1 protein-coding gene is annotated in these 6,806 nt (G+C 58.7%); it reads right to left on the bottom strand.

Annotation, left to right across the window (positions count from 1 at the left end; all coding sequences use genetic code 11):
- Positions 1-32: 32 nt before the first annotated feature.
- Positions 33-6,806, bottom strand: coding sequence for a beta-ketoacyl synthase N-terminal-like domain-containing protein (locus P40081_RS12735; protein ID WP_052421796.1), 6,774 nt, complete (start codon positions 6,804-6,806; stop codon positions 33-35).

Raw genomic sequence — 6,806 nt, 5'->3', positions numbered from 1 at the left:
CCCGCTTAACCCTCCAGTCTTAATCTCTCTGCTCATCCTCGAATCTCATCAGCCGCTTTGGTCTGCTTCAGCCACCAGTTCGGCTTAACCGCGCCTGCGCCGGCATGCTGTTCAATGGCCTCCTCCGGCAACGGAAGCGGACGGCGGACGGCACTCGGTGCGCGCAGCTCCTCCCAGCTCTCCATGATGACATGCGCGTTCGTGCCTCCGTCTGCAAAACTGTTCAGCGCAGCGGTTCTGCGGCCCGGCCATTCGGCGCAATCCCTGCTGAAATAGAAAGGTGACGCTTCGATATCAAAGTGCTTCATCGGCCTTTGGCCGGACAAATACGGAACTTGCTCTCCATGATTCAGCATCAGCACCACCTTGATCAATCCGGCAATTCCTTCTGCACATAAAGGATGACCGATATTCGGCTTGACCGACCCGATGCCAAGCGGCACTCCGCCGTCCTTGCGGTACACGGCCTGAATTGCCTTCAGCTCCAGCAGATCGGTCACTACCGATCCGGAGCCGTTCGCCTCGATGTAACCGATCTCCTCCGGCCGTTTGCCGCTTCTGGCCAGCGCCTGGCGCATCACTTCCTTCTGTGCCTGCAGGTTCGGCACGGCAGGACCTGCCGTCCTCCCGTCATTGTTCACGGCGGTTCCTTTTATGACTGCGTAGATCCGGTCCCCGTCCTTAACCGCCTGCTCTACAGGCTTGAGCAGCACGACTCCCGCTCCTTCCGACAACACCACGCCCTGCGCGCGGCTGTCAAACACGTGAAAGTTCGGCTCCGGGCTTAAGATGCCCCGCTGCTGAAACAGCCGGTGTATCTTACTGGAGGTCAGCAGGCTGACTCCGCCGACAAGCGCACATTCGATTTCTCCGCTGCGCAAGGCCTGGACCGCCAGATTGAGGCCGACAAGCGCCGAAGAGCAGGCGGTATCCAGGACGAGACTCGGACCGTGGAGATCGAAATACTGCGAAATGTTGGCGGCCAAATAATTCGACCCGACCGCCAGAATCGGATTCCGGGCTTGAAGCAGACTTGCTTCATCAGGATCATGCTTGCTGCGCGCACCGATGTATACGCCAACTGAACGCTCTTTGATCTCCTCCGGCGTATAGCCTGCATGATGCCATGCCTTGAGGCTTTCTTCGAGCAGCAACAGCGCCTGCGGGTCCATCGCTTGCGCATCTTCATTCGATAAACGGAATACAGAAGCCGGCATCGCCTGCGGCCGGCCGAGCAGACCGGCATAATATAGCTCCGGCCCCGGCCAGCGCCCCGCCGGAACAAGGCGGATGGCGGAGCTTCCCTCTGACAGCAGGCGCCAGTAGTCGTCCAGCGTCTCCGCTCCGGGAAAGCGGCAGGACAAGCCGATAACCGCGATATTCGGCGCATCCGTGCCCGAATCTATCATTCGGCCTGCGGCAGCAGTCTGCGGCAGCGGTCCTGATAACGGTACCGGCAGCTGCTTCAAAGCGGCAGCCGGTTGAAACAGGCGGGTGTCCCCTTGGCCCGGCAGCTCCATCGCTTCCCCGCTGTGAGCAGCGAACGAATCACCGTGATTGTCTGCAAGCCACGCCGATAAGGAACGGATGCTCGGGTGTTCATACAGGATTGACGGGTCCAGCTCAGTGCCGGCCCCCTGCTTAATGATTCGCAGCACCTGCGCCAGCATAATGGAATCCACGCCATATTCGGCAAAAGGCAGGTCGGGATCAAGCCGCAGCGGGTTAAGCTTCAGCTCTTTCGCGAACACGCCTGTTACGAATGACCGTACCACCGGCAGCACACTTTCTGCATCCCGCTCTTCTTGCGGCACAGGCTTCCTTGCCTCAATCCGGGCGTCCCCCAGCTCACGCAGGCTGCGCAGCAGCAGCCTCTCCGGCTTCCAGCGCCGGGGATCGACCACGGCCGGCAGCACAACCGGTCCCAGGCCGCCGGACAAAATACGGTCCAGCATCAGTAAGCCCTCGGAATCCGTATGCGTAAGCATTCCCGTCTGTTCATAAGCACGGCTCTTAACCTCGCCGAGGCCCGTCTCCTTCCAGCTCGGCCACTGGATGCTGACCACCGGGCATTCCCCGCTCCATGCCTGTGCGGCGTAATCCATATACGCATTAGCCATCGCATAATCGCTCTGCCCCGCCGCCAGTGTCGGCACGATCGCTGACACCGACGAGAACAGCACAAAAAACTGCAGGGGCTCCTCTCTCATGCAGCGGTATAAGACATTAAGGCCCTTCACTTTCGGCGCCCACACCTCTTCCATCCTGCCGCCTGATTTGCGGATAAATGCCGGCGTGTCCAAATTGCCCAGTCCGGCGCAATGAAGCACGCCGCCGACCCCGCCCCAGGCCGCCTTCACCTCGCTTATGCAGCGGCGTACGGCCGCCTCGTCGGTCATATCAAGGGCCAGCACCTTCACCTGAGCCCCGAGCGACTCCAGTTCGCGGACCATCCGTATTTTCTGCCCGGTCGGACTGGCCTCGTCCGCCGTATAGTCATCCCACTGTTCGCGGGGCGGAATGGCTTCGCGTCCAGTCAGCACCAGCCTGCGTACACCCCGGCTTCTGACAAAATGCTTCGCGCATAAGGCCCCAATGCCGCGGGTGCCTCCTGTAATCCATAGCGTTTGCCCCTCCGGAAACGGGCCGGGCGCCTCTTCTCCGCAATCCTTAGGCAGCTCAGCCAGGCAGGCGCGGTACCGCATCCCTTTTAGATAGCGCACCTCGGCATCTTCGCTGTCTGTCAGCAGCTCAGCCGCAATCGTCTCCGCCATAACGTGCCCGCCGCAATCCGGCGCGAAGTCGACGTGGCGCGAACGCAGGTGGCTGTATTCACTCTGCAGCATCCGGTATAAACCCGCCCGCATAGCCCCGGCCAGATTGACCGGGCCCTGCTTCTGCCCATGCGTTGCTTCCAGACCCGTGGTCACGCCCAGAAGCATCATGCCGTCACGCGTCCCTTGCTCTATCAGCCGCTGAAGCCAGGGAATCCAGCCATCCGGCTCGTCAGTCTGTTCTTTCCCACAGCCGGTCAAGTCGACGACGTATGAGTAGACATGCTCATCCAGCTCAGAGCGAAGCTCTTCGGAGCCCAGTATCCGGGCAGCTGGCAACTGCCGGGCAAGCCGGAGAGCAAGCGGTCTTGTCTCCTCCGTCGTGAGAATAGCCACAGCTCCGGACAGGCTGCGGATAGATACCTGCGGCGGACACAGCTCCCACTGCTTTTGCAGCATCCGCATGCTCCGCTCGGCCGGTAGAGCCCCGCCATCACGGCGGGCAGACATAGGCGGCCATCCCTGTTGTCCAACTGCATGATCGTCTGGAACAGCCATTGAAGGCAGCCAGTACCGTTCCTTCGCGAACGGATAAGACGGCAAGCTGAGCCGTTTCGGAACATTGCTCCCATACAACTTTTTCCATTCAATACCGACGCCGTTTACCCAAAGCTGCGCGATTTTTTCCAGCTGTCCTTTGCTCAGCCACCGCTGCAGCAGCTCGCCGAAATCTTCATCCGCCCGGAATACGGAAGCCAGCTCGCTGCTTGGCTTGACCGCCCCCCGGAACACCGATGCGATATTCTCTTTCCCCTGCGCAATTTGTTCGAGCTGAAGGATCAGCTCCCGGCTGCTGCGGGCAACGCAAATCACGCGATCGTTCATCGGCTCGCGTCCCACTTGCAGTGTATAGGCTATAGCTTCAAGGTTCTCTGCATCCAGTCGGCCTGAACCTCCGGACTTTTCAACGGCGGGTGAAGCGTCTTCCTCTTCTATACCCGCCGTCCCTTCGGCAATCCGTTTCGCCACGGCGGCAGCCGAACGAAGCGCCAGGATCGTCTCGCTGCCGAGCTCTATGCCGAAGGCAGTCTTTAATTTATCGTGAAGCTGGATGAAATGGACCGGCTCCAGTCCGTATTCGGACCAGTCCTGCTCCGCATCGATGATTCCGTCCTTCATCTGAATGATGTCCGAGACGATGCTGCATACCCGGTGCTCAGCCGTTTCCAGAATAGCGGCGCCATGCTGCTTCCCGCCCGCTGCCGCCTTCTGTTCAGGCAAGGAGGCTTGCAGAAAAGCAGCCAGCTTGGCGGCATAAGCTTGCAGACGCTCCTTATTTTTGGCTGACAGCGGTATCAAATATAGCCGTTCTCCCGGCTCAAGGCCTGCTGCGTTTACTGGCTTCACCATGTCCGGTTCCGGCATGTATTCTTCAAGGATGATATGGGCATTCGATCCGGTCGCCCCGAACGAGCTGATACCAGCGCGCCGCGGGAAGACCGTCTCCTTGCCGCCGATAACGGCCTTCGGCCGCTCCCAATGCTTCAATGTCCGCTGAATATAAAAAGGTGAGCCGGCAAAATCAATATACGGATTCGGCTCCTCCGCATGGAGTGAGGGCACCAGCTTCTCGTGGTACAGCTGCAAAATTACTTTGTGCAGCCCGCCGATGCCGGCTGCCGATTCCGCATGTCCGATATTGGACTTGACCGAACCGATTGAGCAAAACCCGGTGTCGGATGTGTAATCCCTGAACGCCTTGACAAGCCCTTGCATTTCAATCGGATCGCCAAGTGACGTCCCCGTCCCGTGCGCCTCGATATAAGAGATAGTCCGCGCGTCGATGCCCGTTTTGTCCAGGCATTCGCTGATCAATTCAGCCTGGCCGACCGGACTGGGCACCGTAATTCCGCTGACCGTACCTACATGATTGATGACGCTGCCTTTAATAACAGCATAAATAGAGTCTCCGTCCCGGACCGCCTTCCGAAGAGGCTTGAGCAGCACGGCGCCGACGCCTTCACTGGACACGTAGCCGTCCCCGCCCTCGCCGAATGTACGGCACCGGCCGTCGCTGGCATGCATATCCATCAGGCCGTAGGATACGTATTTATTCGGATGCAGGGACAGATTCACGCCCCCTGCCAATGCAACCTCACACTCTCCGTGCCGGATGCTCTCAGCCGCCAGATGAACCGCCGTCAGTGAAGAGGAGCATACTGTATCGATGGTCATGCTGGGACCGTGGAAATTGCAAAAATAAGAGACCCGGTTAGCAATCGGCGCATAATTGAGCGACAAAGGAAACCTATTGCCCTTCGCCGCCTCTTCCGCTCCAAGCATTGCATAGTCCTTATGCATCACACCGGCAAATACACCGACCGGCTGCCGCTTATGGCGGCCCCGGGGTTGAACGAGCGTACCCGGTGTATATCCCGCATCCTCAACCGTTTCCCAGCAGACCGTTAAAAACAAACGTTCCTGAGGATCCATAGTCTCCGCTTCCCTTGGGGAGATCCGGAAAAATTGCGGGTCAAAGCAATCCGGATCGTCGATAAAGCCGCCCCAGCGGGACACCGGCTTGCCCGAAGGCGAAACAATATCCTTATAGCTTTCCCATTGCCAGCGGGTGGACGGAACCTGGCGGATACTATCCTTGCCCGACTTCAAATTGTCCCAAAAGGCGGCTAGCCCGTCCGCATCGGGATACCTTCCGGCCATCCCGATAATAGCAATGTCACCGTCTGCACCGGCATCTGGCGACGGCAGGGCGTTCGCTGCCGCTTGTTCCCGGCCTTGCGGCTCGCCGGCGGACCTGAAAAACGGGATGTTTCCGTACGTATCCTTCCCGTACGTTTCCTTCTCGTACGCCACCTTCCCGTACGTTTCCTTCCTGCCAAAACAACCAGAATAGGCCGATGCCAAATAGTCGGCCAGCTGCACGGCCGTCGTATGCTCGAACAGCAGCGTTGGCGGCACAGCGTCTCCGATCTCATTTTCGATGGCGTTCGCAATGGCAAGCAGGCCTGCCGAATTCAGACCCAGCTCGTAATAGCCGGCATGGGGATTCAGCTCCTCTTCCGTCTTCTGCAGCTGTTCCGCCAGAAGCTTCCGCACGAGCTTCAGCGCTGCCGCTGCCCCCGCCGCATGGCTCTGCTGCTGTTGTCCGTCCGGGCGAGACTCCCCGATAATAATTTCCGCTCCTGTATTGTCTTGGCGAATCAGCTTCATTGTGAAGTTCGTCAGCTCAGCTACTTTACTCCCTTGATTATCGTAATAACTGATCGTCATCGACAGCAGCTCTCCCCTTTGTTGGACGGACGAGGAGAGTACCTTGGCGGCACAGCCGGTCTGCAGCAGTCCCGAAGCGCGGAACGATTCGTAAAATAACGGCAGCAGCAGACCTTTCCCGGTCTGTAATCCATCCGAGAATAAGCCTCCGAGAATCCCGGCCCCGCTTCCGTCCAGGAGTACGGGATGGAACATAAATTTGTCCGCCGTCAGTAGCGCCTCCTCGCTGACAGCCGTTTCCATGATATAGGCTTTGTCTGTTTCCCATAACGTTCCCGCAGCTTTCATGAAACCGGTATGCAAGACGCCGCGCTGCGTCCACTCCTCGTACATCCTGCCCAGATCCCGGGAACGTGCCGGGGCCGACTTGTATTCGTCCGGATAGAGCTTATCATCGAACAGTACCGGCCCGATCCGGTGCATTTCTGCCGCTGCATATAAAATTTCCTCACCGGAGGATATTCCGCTACGCCGGCTCTCGCCCCCGAAGCGTACCGCCCAGCGGCCTTCCGCGGTTTCCGTCACCTGGATGGTGAGTACAATATCCTCGCCGGGCCGGGCGGTCAATGGCTGATGGATGGACAGATTCCGCAGTTCAAGCTCGTTGAACCGGTATTTGTACTTCCGGAAGATTTGATACAGTATATCGATATAGGCCTGGCCTGGCAGAAGCGATTGTCCGCAGACCTGATGATGCCGAATCATCGGATTATTTTGATTAAAGACCAGCTGCTTCTTCAT

Origin of the sequence: Paenibacillus sp. FSL P4-0081 (genome assembly GCF_000758565.1) — a bacterium.
Classification (GTDB): Bacteria; Bacillota; Bacilli; order Paenibacillales; family Paenibacillaceae; genus Paenibacillus_AQ; species Paenibacillus_AQ phytohabitans.
This window is presented reverse-complemented; position numbering and strand designations above follow the sequence as displayed.